Origin of the sequence: Aquimarina spongiae, assembly GCF_900141785.1 — a bacterium.
GTDB lineage: Bacteria > Bacteroidota > Bacteroidia > Flavobacteriales > Flavobacteriaceae > Aquimarina > Aquimarina spongiae.
In genome coordinates, this window is record NZ_FQYP01000010.1 from 73,118 (window position 1) to 94,181 (window position 21,064).

Genomic DNA, 21,064 nt, shown 5'->3' on the forward strand with positions numbered 1-21,064 from the left:
ATAAAATGCGTCTTTGAAAGGCGCATTTTTTTATTCTCTAATCCCTGGTTGACGTATCGTAAAACCTTCCTTTTCTTTGGCCGTTTTTACCATTTCTTTCACATCTCCTAATAACGCTTTCGCATTGTAAATAATACCATCTTTAATTGTATACTTTACTCCGCCCACACGCACCACTTCATTTGCTTCAGTGAGTCGAATCGCCCCAGTACCATATAACACCTTAAAGTTTTTCAAAGGATTTTCTTCTACCACAACAAAGTCCGCATATTTTCCAACTTCCACCGAACCAATTTTATCATCAAAACCCAAAGCCTCTGCCCCACTCAGTGTAGCTGCTCTAATGACTTCTAACGGATGAAATCCTGCTTCTCGTAACAATTCTAACTCTCTTACATATGCAAAGCCATACAGCTGAAATATAAATCCTGAATCAGACCCAACTGTTACTCTGCCTCCTCTATTTTTATATTCATTAATAAAAGTCATCCACAAACGGTAATTTTCTTTCCATGCCACTTCCTGTTCTGTCCCCCAATCGTGCCAATACGAGCCATGAGAAATTTTACTAGGTTGGTAGAATCTCCACAATGAAGGCAAAGTATATTCTTCATGCCACTCAGCTCTGCGTGCCCTTTGCAAATCTCTACTAGCCTCATAAATATTGAAAGTAGGATCCAGTGTAAAATCCAAATCGATAAGTTCGTTCATCACTTGATTCCAATGGTCAGAATACGGCTCTGCAGCCTGCTTCCACAATTTACCAGCCTCTTCAAATCGATCTTGTTCATTCTGATAATTATAATCCAAAGGATAATGCTGTATCGTTTTATCATTAAAAAGAGCTTCAGGCAAGCCATACCAATGCTCCATACTTGTCAAACCGGCTCGGGCAGAATGCAACACATTCCATCTTGCTACATCGGTTTGTGCATGATGACATGCAGAACGTAGCCCCAACTTTTTATTTTCATCCAAGGCAGCTTTCATAATTTCTGGTGCTGCTCCAAAAAACTTGATTCCATCAGCTCCTTTCTTAGCATTTTCTCTCACCCATTGCCTTGCCATTTCAGGAGTACTAATAGGACTGTTACTACCTTGCCCAAAACCTGTATAAGCAAAAACTCTTGGCGCTACGATTTCGTTCTTCTCACTTTGGCGTTTCAGTTTCATGGTCCAATCCACCCCTCGACCACTAGGCTCCCTAACTGTAGTTATGCCATGCGCCATCCATAACTTAAAAACATAATCCCAATCTGCTCCTTGCGCTTCACCTCCAATATGACCATGCATGTCTACAAAACCAGGAAGCACATACATTCCATCTGCCTGTAATTCTCTACCACCCGCTTTTAATTTTGGTCGTTTTGCTTCATCAATAGCAACTCCAGGATATCCAACAACTATAACATCCTTAATGATATTTTTTTCTATAACAATATCTACTGGCCCTCGAGGAGGAGATCCATTTCCATTAATTAAAGTCGCTCCTCTAATAATTAGTTGAGAAAAAGGACCTTCCTGAAGGTCTTGAGCAAAAGAAGAAACTCCCGTAAAAAGAAGAATAATCCAAAAAAATAAGTACTGCACTCGCATATTCGAAGATGAGTTATAGTTTGTGTTTCTTCAATAAACTTACAGAATTCATTTTTAAACTAAATATTCGCTGGGAATATTTTAACGAATTATAACCACACCCCTCTAAAAAACAATGCTTTAACAACAACATCAATTCATTTTAACACACTTTTTATTTATCTTTATTCGTATTCAAAACACAAGTTATCATGCAAAAACTAGAATGGAACTCATTTATCAAAAAGATCTATATCAAAGCTACTAGCAGAACACTATATCACTTATGGGCAACCGAAGAAGGGATTACTTCATGGTTTTTAAAAAAAGCTACTTATCAAAACCCTGATGGAAAAATACGAAACCCAACCGAACTCATTCAAAAAGGAGATACCTATACCTGGCAATGGCACAATTGGAATGGTTCTGAAAGCGGAAAAGTTTTGGAAGCAAATGACAGGAATTACATAGAGATTTCTTTTGAGTCTTCGAAGGTTTCTGTTGAATTAGAGGAAAGAGAAGGTATCACATTAGTGACTCTGAGACAATTTAACATCCCTCTCGACGAAGAGAGCAAGCTCAACATACATCATGGCTGTAGTAATGGGTGGACATTTTGGATGGCAAACCTGAAGGCTTTTGTAGAGCATGGTATTCTGCTTAACGAAACAGAAATAGATCTAAGAAATCAAGAATTAGCGGGATTTCAATTTGTAAACATGTGATATTACATATTTCTAATATTTCGTACCAAATATTCTAAACCGTTTACTTTAAGTTCGTAAACCGTTTGCATTTGTTGCCCGAGTTTTCCCTTTGGAAATCCTTTATTTTTATACCAAACAATATAATACTCCGGAAGGTCGATGAGATATCTATCTTTATATTTGCCAAAAGGCATTTTGGCATTGGCTAAGGCTATCAGAAAGTCTTTTTGAAGTTGTGAGTTCAAGTATCGGTAAGTGTAGGCTAAAATTAAGATGGAATGTTATTCGTACTCGCGATAAAACCACATTAAGGTTTCTACTTTTTTCTGCCACTTCTCTTGTGCCTCCTTATTTTTGGAATGTTCAGTCTCTTCATCATATCGTTCCTGCATATTAATTCTCATGCGTTCTACAAGCTTATACATTTTGTTTAAATCTCTACGTATGTTACCGCCTGCATCGTACTCTTTCAACCTCTTTCTCATGATTCTAGCATGAAGCTCTGATATATCGAAGTGCAATTGTTCATGAGACAGCAGATAATCTGACATTTGACCTCTTTTAACCCATGATAGGGAAGGATAGCAAAAACTATCTACTTGGTAATCTAATTCAATATCTCCTTTATCTTTCCCATAAGACCATTGATAGGTGATCCCCGTATTCACACTTGCATCAAAATGACTTGTGGAATGAGGTCTGCCTCTAAAATCAGACCAAGCCAGCTCGCTTCTTTCTGTGTACGAGAATTTCCCCACATAGCCATTATTGTTACCGGCAAAAAGTAAAAATAAAATAACAATAAAGTTTTTCATCATAATTGCAACAATTATGCCCAACCAAAGTTATACTTCTTCCGTTTTATACCGCTGAAGAGACAATATGGGGCAAATATTGCTTGCTCTGTATAAAACAGTCTTTTTGTGGATTCCAAAACACATCGTATTCCAATAATACTGTGCTTTTGAAATCTAATTTGGATAAATTTCCAATTGTATTCCTTACAATCAATTATAGTGCCAAGAACCTTAAAACAATCTGTGCGATCTCATCTAAGATAACCTTAACAGTATCAAATATATAAAAAAATACATTTTTTTTACAGGGAAATTTTAATTTTTATTAAGAATCAAATAAAAATTTTCCAATTCGTACAAGTAACTATTTTGAAGATGAGGTTATTCTACCACTTTGAGCTTCAAGTCATCTTCAAATTTTATAAGGTAAGTTGCTTTATTATAATATCCTCCTAAAGGCTTTTTTGCATAGTTAAATTTATTCTCTACATACTCGGTAGTTCCCTCAAAAGAAACAGCATGATAGACATCATCTGCCGTACCTAATCTCATAAGAACGTCATAAGCTATATCAAACCCACGCACTGCCCAATTATTAGGAAACACGCCATATCGCTCTTTGTACTTCTTTTCAAAATCAGACACCTTTTTAGTACTTCTTTCCCCTTCTCCTTCTTCATCATCAAACTCTTTATCCACAGATGGGTAATGCATATGCAGTTTGGATAAGTGCTCATTTTTAATATTATCATCATCAAAAGCACCGTTTTTGTCAGTAGTAAACAACGTTATTTTATGACTCTCTGCCTTGGCATTTAGCAAAGGAATAACATTACTAATCATAGCCACATCACTCGATTCTAGGAAAACCCAGTTTGGTTTATTTTTATCCAGCACTGCATCCAAACGAACAGCGTATAAATAATTCCCTTCTTCTATTTTTGCAACCTTAGCACCAGGGAATTTAGCGGTTAATTTCCCCTTAATTTCTTCGTACTTTTTACCTTGTTGCACGATAAGAATAATATTTTTGTCGGTAGTATCTTTTTCTACGAAAGAAATTATTTTTTCCTGTAACATTTCGTTAGAAGGTCGAGTCTGAAAGAAATTGTCGTACAAACTTGATTCCCTTCTTGAAGCAGGAGAAAACACTGGAGTATTGTACTTTTTTAACTCTGCAGCTACTACCTCTAGGTTAGATTGATACAAAGGACCAATGACTACATCGGTATCATCAAAATTATTTTCCTGTAAAATCCTTTTGACATGTACACCATTGTTATTCTTACGCGTATCGTATACATTTAATTCTGTAGTAATTCCTCTAGTCTTTGCAGAATCAATCGCCATCAAAACGCCACTATATAGATCTAAAGAAATACGTAAGCTTTGTTTATTCTTTAATTGTTCTTCTATTTCTTGCCTGGCATTCAAATCCAAGGTATCTACACTAAACGGAAGCATCACTGCAATTTTCTTAGGTTTAAAATTATACAGTTTACTGCTCAAATCTATATATCGCTCTCCTCTTATTGCATCTACACTTAAGGTATCTACCGGTTTTTGCTCTGGAATTGTAATTACCATTCCTGCTTTTAAACCATCTTTGATATAAGGATTCATTTTTAACAGAGAATCTGCCGAAATATCCAACCTTCTTACCAAATTAAACATGGTTTCTTTTGGAGGTATTTCATATAATTGGAATCCAGGTTGCAAAGAATCTTTTAAAGAAACAAAAATGGTCGTAGGAACCGTAATCTCCATCCCAATTGGAAAATTAGGATCCATATTTGGGTTCATCTGCTCTAATTCACTCATGGTAATCCCATGACGTCTAGCAATACCAAATTTGGTTTCCTTAGGCTTTATAACATATTTTGTCGTTCTGGACAATCGAGAATCAACACTATCTATTACGGCCTCCTGAACTTGTTTTTTCTCATAAACCGGTATTCTTAATTTGTCTTTCTTCTTAATTTGTTCAGAATACAATCGTTTATTGAATTTTTTAATATCCTCTACAGTGATATCGTATTTTTTTGCAATCCCGTACAAGGTTTCCTTTCTTTTTACCTTATGTGTAATGTACCGAACCACTTTTCTATCATCTGGATCCTCTGCCTTTAGACTATCCAAAATTTCTTGTTTATTGCCTTCGGTATTTTCAATGCTTGTTCCCTCTTTCTTTTCAGCTTTTCCTACATTAAGAATTTGACCAACATTAATACCATTTACAGCTTCTGGATTAAGTAAATAGATAGTTTCGACAGTAATTTCATATTTCTTAGACAGGCTATACACTGTATCACCCTGCTCAACCACATGAGTTTTGTATTCTTGATCATCTGTAATTGGGATAGCCAAAATCTCTCCTTCCTGAATACCATCTTTGGCTGTAGGATTGATCTTGTAAATGGCTTCTGGAGTAGTATTATACTGCTTTGCTATTCTGTATACATTTTCTCCCTTTGCGACAGTATGACTCTTGTATTGTTGCGCATACGAAAACGCCACAAAAAACAGTAAAAAAATCAATAAATACTTTTTCATCTAAACTTATCTTTTGTTTCCCAATTTCAAAAAACCGGAGTATTATAGTATCGTTCTTATTCCCACTCGATCGTAGCAGGCGGTTTCGAACTGATGTCATAGACTACTCTATTAACGCCTTTTACCCGGTTTATTATTGCATTCGAAGTTTTTTGTAAAAACTCATAAGGTAGATTTACCCAGTCTGCTGTCATTCCATCTGTACTTTCTACCGCTCTGAGTGCCACACAGTTTTCATAGGTTCTTTCGTCTCCCATAACTCCAACACTCTGTACAGGTAGCAATATCGCTCCTGCTTGCCATACTTTATCGTATAGTCCATTTTCTTTAAGACCATTTATAAAAATAGCATCAACTTCCTGCAAAATACGAACTTTATCACTAGTAATATCCCCTAAAATTCTAATTGCAAGTCCTGGCCCTGGAAAAGGGTGTCTCCCTAATAGTTCCTTATTCATTCCCATAGAAGCTCCTACTCGTCTTACCTCATCTTTAAACAACATCTTTAAAGGTTCGACTATTTTTAACTTCATATAATCTGGCAATCCTCCTACATTGTGATGACTTTTGATCGTTGCACTAGGGCCTCCAGAGACAGAAACACTCTCTATCACATCTGGATATATTGTTCCTTGTGCCAACCATTTTACATCTTCAATAGCATGAGCTTCATCATCAAAAACCTCTATAAATACGCGCCCAATAGCTTTGCGTTTTTTCTCAGGATCTTTTTCACCAGCTAGAGCTCCCAAAAAGCGTGCCGAAGCATCTACACCTTTTACATTGAGCCCCATTCCTTTATACTGCGCCAATACATCTGTAAATTCATTTTTACGAAGTAATCCATTGTTCACAAAAATGCAATACAGGTTTTTTCCTATAGCCTTATGTAGTAGCATTGCGGCTACTGAAGAATCTACCCCTCCAGAAAGTCCTAATACTACTTTATCATTACCCAACTGTTCTTTTAGCTTACTTACTGTTTCATCTACAAATGAATCTGGAGTCCAATCTTGAGCTACACCAGCAATATCTACCAAAAAGTTTTTTAATAACTGTGTTCCATCTTTAGAATGATACACTTCTGGGTGAAACTGAATCGCATAGGTATCTTCTTCGTTTATTTTGAATGCGGCATTCTTTACATCATGGGTACTTGCCAAAAGCACACTATTTGTTGGCAATTCTTTGATGGTATCACTGTGACTCATCCAAACCTGCGAACCTTCAGAAATGTTTTGGAACAACTCATTCCCATTGATATACGACAAATTTGCTCGACCATACTCACGAGTATTCGAAGCGGCTACTTGTCCGCCCCCAAAATGAGCGAGGTATTGCGCACCATAACAAATACCAAGTAATGGTTTTTTACCTTTTATTTCGGAAAGATCAGGGTGTGCTACATCGTCTCCTCTAACAGATAGAGGACTCCCAGATAATATCACTGCGCTATATGCGTCAATATCTTTTGGAGGTTTGTTATAAGGATGTATTTCTGAGTAGATATTGAGCTCTCTCACACGACGCCCAATAAGTTGTGTAACCTGTGAACCGAAGTCCAGAATAAGTACCTTGTTGTTTTGCATAGGCAAAAATAAAATTAAATTGATAACCTTGAAATCCTAATCGGTATAATTTTATATCCAACCAGTAATTTTAGAAAAGCCGCAGATATTTTAGATCTTGGCTACACTATTCTCAACGTTAAACAGAAATAATTTTATCTTTTATTGCTTTCATTATCAAACCCGCAGTATTCTTCACTCCTAGTTTGCTAATTAGGTTTTTTCTATGCCCCTCAATCGTACGAGTACTCAAAAACAATTGCTCCGCAATTTCGGTAGTAGTGTATTCTTTAGTAATCAATTCCAGCACTTCTAACTCCCTGGATGTGAGTTGGTAATTTTTCCCTATGGCAGGTGGTTTATTGGCTTTATTTTTAAGCCCTTTCAACAATGCCTGAGATACAAAAGCATTAAAATAAATTCCTTTCTCATATACCGATCGAATTGCGTCTTCTAATTCTTTTTGGTTCGTATCTTTTAAGAGATACCCATTTGCTCCTATTTCCATGAGATAAGAAGTCATACGCTCTTCCTTATGCATGGTAAGAATAATTATCTTTATGTCTGGAAATGTCTTCTTCAACACTATTGTGGTATCCACGCCATTCATATCTTCCATTTCCAGGTCTAGTAGAATCACATCAGGAACTACATGATCCAGTTGCTCAAGAAGATCCTTACCACTCACAGCTTCCAATACCAACTGAATGTCTGGGATTTTATTCAACAAAGACTTTATCCCTTCTCGAAAAAGGTTATGATCATCTACCAAACCAAGTTTTATTGTTGCCATTTTTATGGTGGTGTTAAATTTCAAAATACACTAACATACTATTCTAATTGCCATTCCTTTTTTGGGTTTCAAAAAATTCATAGTACCTGACAGGACCGAGAGTCGGCTTTCTATATTCTTAAGTCCCAACCCTTTTTTATTCAAAAGAGTTTTATGATCCAAACCAATACCGTCATCCTTATATAACAAAACTAAAGCTTCATTTTCGTGTTTGATTTCTATATCAACATTCTTAGCTTTTGCATGTTTTAGGGTATTGTTGATCAATTCCTGAACAATCCTGTATAGGTTAAGCTCTTTGGGCTTAGGTACTATTCTACTGGTATTATCTTTAAAATTTATTTGAATTCCCCCTGTATCATTGATGGTTTGCACCAAACTCTGCAAAGCCTCAATTAGTCCAAGTTTTTCTAAAATCACTGGTCGCAAATCCTGAGAAATTCCTCTAACACTTTGGATCATATCATCCAAAAAAGCCCTCAACTTATTGGTAATCTCTTCAAACTCTATTTCTGGTAAGGATGGTGTAATCTGCCCAAAATACAACTTTGTTGTAGTGAGCATAGCGCCAACTTCATCATGAAGCTCTTTGGCTACTCTACTTCGTTCTTCTTCCTGGCTTAGGATTGCGGTCTCCAAAAGTTCTTTTTGATAATCTGACTCAATTTTTTGATGTTTCTTTTGCTGTGCTAGCAAACGTCTTTGATAAATAATAAAAAATACAATTACAGATAAAGACAACATAAAAATCACACCCATACCAATGATGATAATCTTCAGTGTAATAGCTTCTTCGGACGCACCCATAGCGCAATGGTATAAAAAATGGTTAATACGATATTCACAATGGCATGCAATCCCCAAAGAATCAAACTAGCCTCAGACACTTCTTTGAACAAGCTGTTATTCATATAAAACAGTATTAAATTACTAGAAAAATAGATCAAAAAACCAGAGTTGATCCAGAACATAGGATTCGTCTCTAATGCACTATACTTAACCTCTTTAAGTAAAGCATAAAAGTAACTCAAAGCAAAAACAACAACGAGCAATCCCATAAGGGTGGTTACATTAGAATTAAAGGTAAACAAATCCTGGAAAAAAATTGTGTTCAGTATCGCAAACCCGGTAAAACCAACACCAATTATGACAAGGTATTTGACATCAAACACTTTACGTAAAGGTTCTTTGTATATATTGAGAATTAGAAGAAATTCGATGACCGTATAAAAATGATAAATAGGTAGGTTATTTATTTTTTTATACCACAGTATCCTTGAAATTACCTCAACCAAAAGTGTCACCAAAACCAGGATGGCTAACTTTTTTTGCACAGCGGCCAAAACTTTGGATCTCACCAAAAATATTACTGCTGGAACAAACAACAATACAAAGGCAACCAGGGTTAGGTTCTTAAACATTTGTTCACTCATCTAATCAACAATTAAAATTCATATATCATGAAATACCAAGTATTACGTACAGGTAGGAGGACATGGTGTAAGATACTCTACCAATGTCTCATCGGGACCGGACATTGTTTCTACTACCCCTTTGAGTCCCATATGATTTTCTTTAATTCCTTTGGCATTAAATCCTAATGTTGGTGTAAAAGAAATCATATCTCTTTTAGAAAACTTGTTCATATCCACTCCAGGATACAATGTGATTCCTGTGATATTACCTAGAATCTCATTTATGTATCTCATAATTTTTTGATCTGTTTCATCTTCATTTCCTATTGAATAATGTAATACCCGCACTCTTGTATTGACATCATTACAATGAAATAAATCATCGATCAAGTGCATATCAATTTCGTTCCAGTTATCACCGATCATTTTTTTGAAGGTTTCAGGAACATACTCTGCTGTCAATCCAACTTTTACGATCGGTATAAATTCAAAAACAAGATCTTCTTTATCATTAATCATCAAAAAAGGGCAAAACGTAACTTCCTCAACATTATCATCCTGTAATGCCAAACAAATCTTGATATTCTTTATGAGTTGATTAGCTTTTATCTTATTCAACCTTTTGATAGCTTCTTTACTCAAAATAAAATGATCCACCCTGTGATGTTGTCCGGTAAGCTTATCCCATTTATGAAAATGTCTTGCTAATTTTAGCACATCTTCTTTACACCAATTATTTCGACAATCTTTGAAATATTTGATAGTACTTTTCTCTTCTTGTTGTGTGATTGCATTTTCCATTTGTGTGATTTTTAGGAGTTAACATTTTTCAACATTAAAGCTACTCAAAAAAAACCTTACCAACTAACTATCAACTTATTAACAAGTAATAACCATTACAAAACAAGTATTTTCCACGGTTTTACATTTTCGGTATTTATGGTCTTTTAAATAGCACTTATCTAAAGCAATTTTGGAATTTCGTATAGGTGATCCGTTTAAAGACTGCCATACACAAAACACATAGATGTCAAAACATAGTAATTAATAATAGACGTATTATGAAAAATCACACAAAAAAAGTACTACTACTTACGTTGTTATCCATATGGATATTGGGATGCAGTAAAGATGATGGAAACGAACTACCACCTCCAACCACTGGAGTAGAAGAACTACCAGGGATAGATCTGGAAGAGTTTGAGACAGATCTTGGGGCAATTGGTATTAGCATTAATGCACGAGACATTGCCAGAAAAGGATATCGACCTACCACTGCAGATATTACAGTAACTGCAACCACTGGCGATTACAGTCAAAAGATACTCTTTGACGAATTTAACAATCTGGCTACTTTATCGTTAAAAAACGAAGATTTATCTGAAGAAGCGCAGGCCGAACTGAAAGATGGAGTTCCTGTTTCTGTTCGTGTTCTTGATAAAAATGAGAATGAACTAGCCACAAAATCCATCACAAAGCTCTCATTTACCCCTAGCCCATCTGAAGAACATATTCCTGCAGACAAACTCGAAGACCTATATGCAAAAGTAAATCTTAGGGAGGATGTGAGACACTATGTCCAAATAGTGAATCAGGACTCTAATGAAATCTACGGAGCGCCTAACTCTATTTTTTTTCCAAATACTGTCTTGCTTAACACCCCCATAATTGCCAGTAAACTTGCTGATTTGGATTACAATTCTGAAAACACAGAAACCTTTACTACCTATAGATTTGCCGAAGTTCCTGGAGAAGAAGGGGTGTTTACCATTGCTGTTCACAATGGGGACGACATTCACTATTTATATATTGTTCCGGCAAATTCTGAACTTCGTATTCAAAGCAAAGCTAATTTGATTCGAAATGGAGGCAACAACACTGGCGCACCTCCAAATTATAAATTCAAAATTGAAAAAGTAGAAGCGGGTTTATATACCATCACTCCAACATTTACGGGCAACCCATTATTTTTGATTAACGATCGCCTTAATGCTGGGAACACCAACTCCCAACCCGCATATTTTAGGATTTTATCTTTTGATATTGACTGGGATATACAACCTATTGAGTCAAAGTTCATGCATCCCATTCTTCCTCCATCAGCAACTTCGGAAGCCTATAACAGTACCTTACGAAATTGTAGTAGTGGAACCTTACAGCAAACTATCGGGCGATCAGAATCATTAGAAACCAAAGAAGTTCTCGGATGGGAAGAATCGATGTCTGTAAGCACAACACAGGAGTATTCGGTTTCAGTAACCATAGAAGCAGAAGTTTCTACAAAATTCTTTGGTGCAGGGGGCTCTGTACGAAGTTCGGTAACAGGCAGCTACTCGTTCAGTAAATCTCGTACAAACACGAGCACCAGATCCGGTTCTTTTGAAGAAACCAGAACCACAGAAATTTCGACAGAACGCACCCAGGAAGTACCTCCAGGAACCGCTATTACAGTAGCAGATGTATATCAAACCTATGAAAATGTAAGAATCCCATATGTGCAACGCTTCAGAATTAAAGGAAACTATCAAGAAGATAGCAAAGCATTATCCGGAGAAGAAATAACCACACAATTTGCTTTTAATAGCTTTACCGGAGTCATCACAGATGTGCAAAGCGATTATATCGAAGTAACCGTGAGAGGAACCAACCTCATCAATCGATTAATCGAAACCGAAACCATCTCAAAGGACATAGAAGGAGCCTGTGATAACTAATAAAAAACAGAATAATCATTTAATAAAGACATCTTAATCAAGATGTCTTTTTATGTTCTATGATTTTAGTTAATTTTATAGTACAGAATCTTGACCCACTCCCATGACACCAATTATCTTTTCTTCTATACTACGAGATCTACAAGAAGCTTCCAAAACGGTTGGTCATCCCTTTCGATATTTTACTCTAGGCACATGCAGTATTAATGGGACACCAAGATTAAGAACCGTTGTGTTACGGGAGACAGACAATGATCTCAATATGATGATCTATACCGACAAAAGATCTAAAAAAATAACGCATATCAGAGAACATGATATTGTAAGTTTACTTTTTTTGGATTCGGATCGTTTGATTCAATTATCGATAAAAGCAAAAGCCGAAATTGTAGAAGATCCCCAAATCCTGAAAAGCATCTGGGAACAAATTCCAGAAAAATCGCGAAAAGATTACCGATCAAAACATGCTCCCGGTGAAGCTATCAACAACCCACAAAACATAGAGTTTCTGGATAAAGACAACTTTTTTACTGCTATTCGACTTATCCCAAGTAAAATTGAATATTTACGACTTAAACGTCCTAACCATCTTCGTATCTTATTTCGTAAAGAAAAAGGGGAATGGAAGGACTCTTATTTGGTTCCTTAGTAGATCATTAACAACCTAACATTTCAAAATGGTAAATTCTCCGTCCAAAGGATGTAAATATTCTATTAGCGTAGGTATTAATTGCGCTCCGTACTCCAGATACATTTCTGAAAAGTTAACCGTTCGTTCTTGTAAACTTTGATTAGGAAACAATTCATTTTGCAACACCATTACGCGTTTAACTTGATCACTTAGTTTACGTTTTTGTGCTTTTAGCAATCTATTTTCTAGTACATCCAACCCTTTGAGCTGCTTAATTTCCTGAGCTTTTACAGCATTCAAAAAAGTAACATCAGTCTGTTTTGCTAAGGCATACATCTCTTCGAATTGTGCTTTAAGATGTTGGCGCTGTGGATCAAAATTGATATCGATATTTGATATCCTTCGCACCTTTCTATTAATCAACTCATGTTGCTTCAAAAACAGTTCTTTATCAGAGACATCCAGTTTCTTAATTTTTGCAGCTTGTTTCTCGGTCTGAATAAGTACCGAATTACGTAACAATAACATAGGAAATGGGATAGCTACAGTTTCAAAATATTTTTTCAATTCCAACCAGTACGCTAACTCTCCTCCTCCACCTATATAACACAAATTAGGTAAAATCACCTCCTGATACAAAGGACGCATTATCACATTAGGGCTAAATCGTTCGGGATAATCCTTAAGTTCTTGTAATAGTTCTTTCTCGGTCCATTTGATATCTGTCTCATTGACCAAATAAGCCCCTTCCTCTTCAACAATACGCTCTCGAATGCCCTTATCGAGATAAAATAGATTAATTTCTCTAGGATTAACTTGTACTTTATACCCTAGTTCTTTCAACGTTTCGGTTTGAGGAGTTACCTGCTCATATGCGGTTTTTTCGATCAACTCCTTTTCCATATAAGGAACAAAAAGTTGCTTTAGTTCACTATCATCTCCATCGATAATCACCAATCCGTAGCTAGCAAAAAGTTCATTCGCTAAAAAACGAGTGGCTTGGGTCAATGTTTCATGTTCTAAATATGCTTTTTTGAAAAGTGATTTTAGATAATCAGCGTTGATACTTGTCCCTATTTCTGAAGCAAAAACCTCAAACACTTTGTCCAAACCTTTGGTATCAAAAACACCAACTGCTCCTCCGTCTTTTCGATTCCATTGTATTTTTTTACCAAATAGATTGAAATAATTGATTTCATCAAAATCATGATCTTCTGTAGCCATCCAATACACGGGTACAAAATCATAGTTTTGATACTTTTCTTTTAATTCTTTAGCAAGATTAATGGCAGAAACAATCTTATATAAAAAATACAGTGGTCCTGTAAAAAGATTAAGCTGGTGACCGGTCGTAACCGTAAATGTGGTTGATCTTGTAAGTAATTCCAAGTTTTCTTTGGTTTCCTCAGAACAATCATTTCCTTTATATTGTCTTTGGAGAGCATTTACCAACACCGCTCTATGCTGAGAAGAAAAAGAATCTTGTTTTTCTTTGATCTGATCTTCAAATTCTGAAATTTTCGGAAAACGGTGGTACAGCGATTGCAATTCGGGTTTTTGATCCAGATAATCACAAATTAATGTTGAAAAGTAATTCGTTTCTTTAAACGGAATACACTCACTAGGCATAGAAAACTTTTTTTGAGAGGTTAAATATACATTAGATTGTAATGGTAAATCCTAAATTTTAGTTAATACAGATTATATCCTAAATTTAACTCGGTATTTTACAATTTCTAATTATCAAATCATCAATGAAAAAAACATTCTTCGCGCTATTTGTCGTTTCAGCATTAATAACTTACTCTCAAAATAAATTACAATCTCCAAAAGAGTTTCTTGGATACGAGATAGGAGAACAATTTACACGTCATGCTGATGTTGTAAATTACTTTCAACATGTTGCAGACAATTCTAATTTGGTTACTTTTCAATCGTATGGAAAAACCAATGAACGAAGAGCATTAACCTATGCCATTGTATCGTCTCAAGAAAACCTGAATAATCTAGAAACTTTACGCAAAGATCATCTAAAAAACACCAGTATAGTTGAAGGTGTTTCCTCATCAAAAAAAGCTATTGTTTGGTTGAGTTATAATGTACATGGAAATGAAGCTTCGAGTACTGAAGCTGCAATGCAGACCATTTATGAATTGATTACTACTAAAACCGATTGGCTTCAAAACACAATAGTGATCATCGACCCTTGTATTAATCCCGATGGTCGTGATCGATATGTAAATTGGTATAATGAGGTAAAAGCAACCCCATACAACACCAATCAGGTAGCTGAAGAACATAACGAAAGATGGCCAGGAGGAAGACCTAATCATTATCTATTTGATCTGAACAGAGATTGGGCATGGGCTACACAAGTTGAAACACAACAGCGATTAAAGGTTTACAATCAATGGCTGCCTCATATACATGTAGATTTTCATGAACAAGGAATCAACGAACCGTATTACTTTGCCCCAGCGGCGGAACCATTTCACGAAGTGATTACCCCATGGCAAAGAGATTTTCAGACACAAATTGGTAAGAATCATGCTAAGTATTTTGATGCAGAAGGATGGTTATTTTTCACCAGAGAACGTTTTGATTTGTTATATCCGAGTTATGGAGACACCTACCCTACTTTTATGGGGGCAATTGGTATGACCTATGAGCAGGCAGGACATGGTCGTGCAGGACTTGGGATACAAACTGATGAAGGGTTTGTACTTACCCTTAAGGATAGAGCGTTACACCATACCACTACTGGTCTATCCACCATCGAAATGGCGTCAAAAAATGCAGAACAACTAAACACCGAGTTTAAAAAGTTTTTTGCTAATACTAATTTCAAGTACAAAAGCTATGTCTTAACTGGTGAGCAAGATAAAATACAAGCGCTTACCAAACTTTTGGACAGGCATGAAATAAAATATGGTTTCACCAATGCTACAAAAGTATCTGGTTTTAATTTTCGAACAAATAACCAGAGTAACATTAATGCGAGTGGCGCATTGGTAGTGAGTACTAATCAGCCTAAAGGCACTATGGTAAAAGTTCTTTTTGAGCCTAATGCAAAATTGAGTACCCCTCTTACTTATGACATTACCGCTTGGAGTATTCCCCACGCATATGGTTTGAATGCAGTGGCTTCTACTTCATTAGTTCCTGCAAATGGTACTTCAAAATCACTCAATACTGCAAACACTACTAATACATCGGGTGCTGGGTATATTGCAAAATGGAATAGTATAGATGATGCTCAGTTTTTGGCTGATTTACTTCAAAAAAATATTAAAGTACGATTTACAGAAAAAGACTTTTCAAATAATGGAAACGCATTTAAAAAAGGGAGCTTAATCATTACCAAAAGTGATAATAAAACGGTTGCCAACTATGACCAAATTGTTGTGGATATTGCCAATAAACACCAACGTAAGTTGCATGCAGCATCAACCAGTTTTGCGACTAAAGGTGTGGATTTTGGATCTCCTGATGTGAAACTAATCAACAATCAAAGAATTGCATTATTAAAAGGTAAATACACTTCTTCTTTGAGTTACGGGGCTATTTGGCATTTTTTTGAACAGCAATTGCAGTTTCCTGTTACTTCTATCAACACAAACTACTTTAAAGATGTAGATTTGAGGCAATTTGATGTTCTCATTATGCCAAACGGATATTATAATGGATACCTAGATAAAAGCACCCTTGCTAAAATCAAAAAATGGGTACAATCAGGAGGTAAAGTGATTGCAATTGCCAGTGCAGTAGATGCTTTTTCTAACCAAGATGGATTTGATCTAAAAAAGAACACATCTGAAGACAAGAAGGCGGAAACTACTGGTAACCTAATCCCTTATGATCAAAGAGAAAATGAAAGTGTGAAAGGCTTTATCACCGGAAGTATTTTTAAAACAAAAGTAGACACTTCTCACCCTATGGCTTTTGGATATGAAGATACTTATTTTAGTTTAAAACTTGGAAGTTCTTCTTATCAATTACTACAAGATGGGTACAACATTTCATATATAGAAAAGCCAGAAAATGTTTCGGGATTTGCAGGGAAAGATGCGTTAAAAACACTGGACAATTCCTTAGTTTTTGGTGAAGCTCGAATTGGTGATGGAAGTATGATCTATATGATAGACGATCCTTTGTTCAGATCGTTCTGGGAAAATGGAAAGCTATTCTTTGTCAATGCTATTTTCTTTGCCAATAATAATAAATTTAGACTTTAACATATTATCAATTAAATATAACTCAATGAATATCCAACACATTCCTAAAAAAGCAGCATCGATGGTACTGCTAACTGCAGTATTGCTATCGAGTTGTGATAAAAAGAAGGAGACAGCAGAAAGCATGAAAACCGAAGAAACAAAAAATCTATTATTAGAAGAGTGGACTGGAGATTATGGAGGTACTCCTGCCTTTGATAAAATGAAGGTAGCCGATATCAAACCCGCCCTTGAAAAAGGAATGGAAATCAATCTACAGGAAATCGAAAAAATAGCGAACAACACAGAACCACCAACCTTCAAAAATACTATCGAAGAAATGGAACGTTCTGGTCAAGAATTGAATCGAGCCTTTACTTATTATGGTATTTTAAGAAGCAACATGTCTTCAGAAGCTTTTAGAGAAGTCCAAAAAGAAATGGCACCTAAAATATCTGATTTCAGATCCAAAATTTCACAAAACGAGAAATTGTTTCAAAGAATCAAAGCGGTATATGAAAGTTCACAAAAAACACCTTTGGAAACTGATCAGCAAAGAGTGGTGCAATTGGTATATGAACAATTTGCTATGAACGGCGCCGAGTTGGATGCCGAAAAGAAAAAAAGATATGCAGAAATCAACAAAGAATTATCAGGGCTATATACGAACTTCTCGAATAATATTTTGGCCGATGAAGAAGGGTATGTTACCTACCTAACCAAAGATCAACTTAGCGGTCTATCCGAACCTTTAATTAAAGCGTATGCCAAGGCAGCAAACGACCGTGGAGAAGAAGGCAAGTATGCGGTTACCAATACCAGATCATCTATGGATCCTTTTTTAACCTATTCAGACGAACGAGATCTTAGAGAGAAAGTATGGAAAAACTACTATTCTCGAGGGGATAATGGAGATGATCATGATAACAATGAAAATATTGCCAACATTCTTAAGCTTAGAAAAGAACGAGTAGGACTATTAGGATACGACAATTATGCCGATTGGAGATTACAAAACAGAATGGCCAAAAATCCAGAAAATGCGATGACACTTATGAATGCTGTTTGGCCTGCTTCTATTGCACGTGTAAAAGAAGAAGTAGCAGATATGCAAGCCGTTGCCGATGCTAATGGGGATAAGATTACTATTGAACCTTGGGACTACCGCTACTATGCCGAAAAAGTGCGTAAAAAGAAATACGATCTGGACTCAGACGAGGTAAAACAATATTTACAATTAGATAAACTACGTGAAGCCATGTTCTTTGTGGCTGGAGAGTTATTTAATTTCAAATTCTCAGAAATCGCAGAAGGAAAAGTTCCTGTTTTTCATCCTGATGTAAAAGTTTGGGAAGTAAATGACAAGGCTACAGGAGAGCACATTGGATTATGGTATTTGGATCCATTTGCAAGAAAAGGAAAACGTTCTGGTGCTTGGGCTACTACTTATAGAAGCCACACGACCTTTGATGGTAAAAAGACAGTTCTTGGATCTAACAACTCTAATTTTGTAAAACCCGCTCCCGGCGAGCCTGTTTTGGTATCTTGGGATGATGCAGAAACATTTTTTCATGAGTTTGGTCATGCACTACATTTCTTTGCTTCTGAAGTGAGATACCCTACACTAAATGGTGGAGTTAGAGATTATACAGAATTTCAATCTCAGTTACTAGAAAGATGGTTATCTACAGATAAAGTGATTGATAATTACTTGGTGCATTACAAAACAGGAGAGCCTATCCCAAAAGCATTAGTAGAGAAAATTAAAAAAGCAGCAACTTTTAATCAAGGTTTTGCTACTACAGAATATTTGGCGTCCGCCTTAATGGATATGAAATTTCATCTTGCAGATCCATCTAATATTGATGTAGATAAATTTGAAAGAGAAACTCTAGCCGAATTAAACATGCCTAAGGAATTGGTGATGCGTCATCGCACTCCTCATTTTGGACATGTTTTTTCTGGAGAAGGATATGCAACAGCCTACTATGGATATATGTGGGCAGATGTACTTACCTCTGATGCTGCAGAAGCATTTGCAGAAGCTCCAGAAGGATTTTATGACAAAGAAGTAGCCGATAAATTAGTTAAATATTTATTCGCTCCTAGAAACGCTATGGATCCTGCTGAAGCTTATAGAAAATTTAGAGGTCGTGATGCAAATATAGAGGCATTGATGAAGGACAGAGGTTTTCCGGTCCCTAAGTCTTAAAACTCATATACAAATTGTAAAGCCGAAACTACTTGTTTCGGCTTTTTTTATATTTACCAAAATAAGATCAATTTGACATATGAATGATACAGTACGACTGGAATCAGAAAAAATAATAAAGACTATTGATAAACTTGAAAAACGAGTTGCCGATCGATTTCCAAATTCGAACTTAAGAAAGATATGTCTTCAGTTTTTGACCATTGCCCAGCAAAGTCAACAAAATATTCATTGGATATCCAGACCTAATATTTCATTACGACTTTTCTCCTATTTAATTATATTAATAGGTATAGCAGGCTTACTTTATAGTATTACACTAATTGACCTCAAAATTGAAAACACCACATTGGCAAATGTTGTCACCGTCTCTGAAGCCATATTTAATGATATTATACTTGTGGGAGCTGCCATCTTCTTTTTGGTTTCTTTAGAATCGAGGCTTAAAACCAGAAAAGCTCTAAAATCTCTAAATGAACTTAGAGTAATTGCTCATGTTATCGATATGCATCAACTCACCAAAGACCCCTATGTAAATGAAAATCCAGAATCTGCTACCGAACATTCTCCAAAAAGAACACTAACCAAGTTTGAACTACAACGATATTTGGATTATTGTTCTGAAGCAACTGCTTTGGTAGGAAAAGTAGCGGCATTGTACTCACAAAGTTTGCCTGAAGAAGCCGTAGTTAGCGCTGTAAACGAAATAGAAACACTAACTACTGGATTAAGTAGAAAAATTTGGCAAAAATTAATCATTTTGAACAACTAAGAAGCATTTCAAAACGACTTAATAAAAACAGTTGTATTTTGATCAAATCCAGGTGCAAATTTTGTTTTATCAAACCATTATTACATGATAAATTTTAAGTAAAAGCATGGTATTTCTGGGTTACATTTTATGAAGTACACATTCCTTTTAATTAAAACAATTTATACATACAAAGAAATTTCATCGACATTGAATTATTATCATAAAAAACACATTTTATATGATAAATCAATAATTTAAACTCAAAAAAAGGCTCCAATATTAAACTATTGTTAATTTTAATCGTTTTTGAACTTTTTTTAAGTTATCTATTTTTTACTAAAATGAAGCTTTTTTAATCATATTTTTAATCTCATCAAGAGAACCATTATCGTTTTCTAATTCTTATCAATCTTCTTATAAAAATACCTCAATTTACAATTTGATCTCAAAACATTAGTCACAATCTCAAAGGGTATTTTGAACACTATTTTTAGATAATTTTGTCCACGATTTCAAAAACAAAAACTAAACGAAAAAATCTCAATCATGTTAAAAAAATTACCCATTCTACTAGCTGCTATTTTTGCATTCATCGCATGCGAAACAGAAGATTTCGATATTGCACCTGTGCAAACTGATCAAACTAATAATGAAGAAACAGATGTTATTGGTATCGACCCAGATAACGAAGATGTAACTGAATTTTGTATCGTACCACAAAGACTTACTGCTGGAGAAGTGACTACAGAAAAAGCAAATGTAACTTGGGATGCCGAAAACGCTCAAAGTCTTACTTGGGAAATCAGATACGCAGAGAAGCCAGTATCATTAGATGACACTTTTACTGCAATAATCAATGATTCTGAATTGATATCAACTCAAACGAATACGGTAACTATCAATAATCTAAAATCCTCTACAGAATATATTGTGATTGTAAGAACTAAATGTTCTAACACAGAATTTAGCAAGTGGAGTAGTTCTTTAGTAATTACAACTTTATAATACAATACTACAGTACTATTTGAATTAGCCAGAAAAAATAAGTAGTATACACATAAAAAGGAGGTCAATATTGATCTCCTTTTATATATACTAACGTTTCGTCTACATAGTTTAAATCATTCTTAG

Annotated in this window: 17 protein-coding genes; 7 read left to right on the forward strand and 10 right to left on the reverse strand. The window is 35.5% G+C overall.

Annotated features, from left to right (window positions below):
• Positions 1 to 30 precede the first annotated feature (30 nt).
• Complete coding sequence (locus tag BUE24_RS20440; protein ID WP_073320468.1) at positions 31 to 1,596, reverse strand: amidohydrolase family protein; 1,566 nt, start codon at positions 1,594 to 1,596, stop codon at positions 31 to 33.
• Between the two features lie 191 nt (positions 1,597 to 1,787).
• On the opposite strand from BUE24_RS20440, the gene BUE24_RS20445 reads away from it, so the two are divergent.
• Complete coding sequence (locus BUE24_RS20445) at positions 1,788 to 2,300, forward strand: SRPBCC family protein (RefSeq protein ID WP_073320470.1); 513 nt, start codon at positions 1,788 to 1,790, stop codon at positions 2,298 to 2,300.
• 2 nt (positions 2,301 to 2,302) lie between these two features.
• Here the strand turns inward: BUE24_RS20445 and BUE24_RS20450 are convergent, their stop codons facing one another.
• From BUE24_RS20450 to BUE24_RS20485, 8 genes are all read right to left on the reverse strand, one after another.
• On the reverse strand, positions 2,303 to 2,527 hold the full coding sequence (locus tag BUE24_RS20450; protein WP_073320473.1) for a DUF3820 family protein: 225 nt from the start codon (positions 2,525 to 2,527) through the stop codon (positions 2,303 to 2,305).
• A 36-nt stretch (positions 2,528 to 2,563) separates the two neighbouring features.
• Complete coding sequence (locus BUE24_RS20455) at positions 2,564 to 3,040, reverse strand: DUF922 domain-containing protein (protein WP_139242071.1); 477 nt, start codon at positions 3,038 to 3,040, stop codon at positions 2,564 to 2,566.
• Positions 3,041 to 3,460: 420 nt separating this feature from the next.
• Positions 3,461 to 5,632, reverse strand: coding sequence for a LysM peptidoglycan-binding domain-containing protein (locus BUE24_RS20460; RefSeq protein ID WP_073320476.1), 2,172 nt, complete (start codon positions 5,630 to 5,632; stop codon positions 3,461 to 3,463).
• A 56-nt stretch (positions 5,633 to 5,688) separates the two neighbouring features.
• Complete coding sequence (gene guaA / locus BUE24_RS20465; RefSeq protein ID WP_073320479.1) at positions 5,689 to 7,221, reverse strand: glutamine-hydrolyzing GMP synthase; 1,533 nt, start codon at positions 7,219 to 7,221, stop codon at positions 5,689 to 5,691.
• A gap of 118 nt (positions 7,222 to 7,339) precedes the next feature.
• Positions 7,340 to 7,993, reverse strand: a complete 654-nt coding sequence (locus tag BUE24_RS20470) for a response regulator (RefSeq protein WP_073320482.1) — start codon at positions 7,991 to 7,993, stop codon at positions 7,340 to 7,342.
• A 30-nt stretch (positions 7,994 to 8,023) separates the two neighbouring features.
• Entirely contained in the window at positions 8,024 to 8,800 is a 777-nt protein-coding gene (locus BUE24_RS20475) for a sensor histidine kinase (protein WP_073320485.1), read from the reverse strand.
• Positions 8,770 to 9,426, reverse strand: a complete 657-nt coding sequence (locus tag BUE24_RS20480; RefSeq protein WP_139242072.1) for a hypothetical protein — start codon at positions 9,424 to 9,426, stop codon at positions 8,770 to 8,772. The genes BUE24_RS20475 and BUE24_RS20480 overlap by 31 nt, the downstream gene beginning before the upstream one ends.
• 42 nt (positions 9,427 to 9,468) lie before the next feature.
• The gene (locus tag BUE24_RS20485; protein ID WP_073320490.1) at positions 9,469 to 10,209 is read right to left on the reverse strand and encodes a hypothetical protein; all 741 of its coding nucleotides are present in this window, start codon (positions 10,207 to 10,209) and stop codon (positions 9,469 to 9,471) included.
• A 260-nt stretch (positions 10,210 to 10,469) separates the two neighbouring features.
• On the opposite strand from BUE24_RS20485, the gene BUE24_RS20490 reads away from it, so the two are divergent.
• Together BUE24_RS20490 and BUE24_RS20495 are read left to right on the forward strand one after the other, a co-directional pair.
• A complete protein-coding gene (locus BUE24_RS20490; RefSeq protein ID WP_073320492.1) occupies positions 10,470 to 12,122 on the forward strand; it encodes an ETX/MTX2 family pore-forming toxin in 1,653 nt (550 codons plus the stop codon).
• Positions 12,123 to 12,225: 103 nt separating this feature from the next.
• Positions 12,226 to 12,771: a pyridoxamine 5'-phosphate oxidase family protein gene (locus BUE24_RS20495; RefSeq protein ID WP_073320494.1), complete on the forward strand. Its 546-nt coding sequence runs from the start codon at positions 12,226 to 12,228 to the stop codon at positions 12,769 to 12,771.
• Between the two features lie 15 nt (positions 12,772 to 12,786).
• Here BUE24_RS20495 and bshC read toward each other — a convergent pair whose 3' ends face one another.
• On the reverse strand, positions 12,787 to 14,382 hold the full coding sequence (bshC, locus tag BUE24_RS20500; protein WP_073320496.1) for a bacillithiol biosynthesis cysteine-adding enzyme BshC: 1,596 nt from the start codon (positions 14,380 to 14,382) through the stop codon (positions 12,787 to 12,789).
• Between the two features lie 125 nt (positions 14,383 to 14,507).
• On the opposite strand from bshC, the gene BUE24_RS20505 reads away from it, so the two are divergent.
• The 4 genes from BUE24_RS20505 (at position 14,508) to BUE24_RS20520 (ending at position 20,938) form a co-directional block, all read left to right on the forward strand.
• Positions 14,508 to 16,988 carry a M14 family metallopeptidase gene (locus tag BUE24_RS20505; RefSeq protein ID WP_073320498.1) on the forward strand — a complete coding sequence of 827 codons (2,481 nt, stop codon included), beginning with the start codon at positions 14,508 to 14,510 and terminating at the stop codon, positions 16,986 to 16,988.
• Positions 16,989 to 17,013: 25 nt separating this feature from the next.
• A complete protein-coding gene (locus tag BUE24_RS20510; protein WP_073320500.1) occupies positions 17,014 to 19,179 on the forward strand; it encodes a M3 family metallopeptidase in 2,166 nt (721 codons plus the stop codon).
• Positions 19,180 to 19,258: 79 nt separating this feature from the next.
• Positions 19,259 to 19,951, forward strand: coding sequence for a hypothetical protein (locus tag BUE24_RS20515; RefSeq protein WP_073320502.1), 693 nt, complete (start codon positions 19,259 to 19,261; stop codon positions 19,949 to 19,951).
• Between the two features lie 528 nt (positions 19,952 to 20,479).
• Positions 20,480 to 20,938 (forward strand): fibronectin type III domain-containing protein, encoded by a 459-nt coding sequence (locus tag BUE24_RS20520; RefSeq protein WP_073320504.1) that lies wholly within the window; start codon positions 20,480 to 20,482, stop codon positions 20,936 to 20,938.
• The last annotated feature ends 126 nt before the right edge of the window (positions 20,939 to 21,064 follow it).